The sequence below is a fragment of the Mesorhizobium sp. genome, assembly GCF_005063415.1.
In the GTDB taxonomy this organism is placed as follows: Bacteria; Pseudomonadota; Alphaproteobacteria; order Rhizobiales; family Rhizobiaceae; genus Mesorhizobium.
Map to the genome: position 1 here is coordinate 1 of NZ_SUEG01000388.1, position 360 is coordinate 360.

At 58.9% G+C, this 360-nt stretch carries 1 protein-coding gene; it reads right to left on the reverse strand.

The window, feature by feature from the left end; all coding sequences use genetic code 11:
• Window positions 1-277, reverse strand: a 277-nt coding sequence (locus tag E5W70_RS32740; RefSeq protein WP_366509784.1) for a M10 family metallopeptidase C-terminal domain-containing protein, incomplete at its 3' end; no start/stop codon positions are given.
• Window positions 278-360: the final 83 nt, after the last annotated feature.

Below are 360 nucleotides of genomic sequence, written 5' to 3' on the forward strand. Positions count from 1 at the left end.
AGCTGTCATGCGCGGCCGTGCCAGCAAAGAAAGCATCGGATGAAAGGCCACCCAGCTTAAGCCCGGCAAAAACGGCGTCGTCGAGCTGGATCTTGTCCTGGAGTTTGTCGAAGTCGGTGATCCTGTCGACGTTGCCGGCTCCAAGAGCGCTGTTGAACACGAATGTGTCGTTGCCTCCATTGCCGGTCAAGATGTCGGCACCTCGTCCGCCGTTGATGACATTGGCGCCGGCGTTGCCCAGGATGGTCTGGCTGAACTCGTTGCCGCTGAGGTTCATTGGCGTCGTGTCGGATGGATACCTTGCAGCGAGAAGCTCGATCTGGGAGCCCGTCGAAAGCGCATGGCTCACCGAAGTGATCA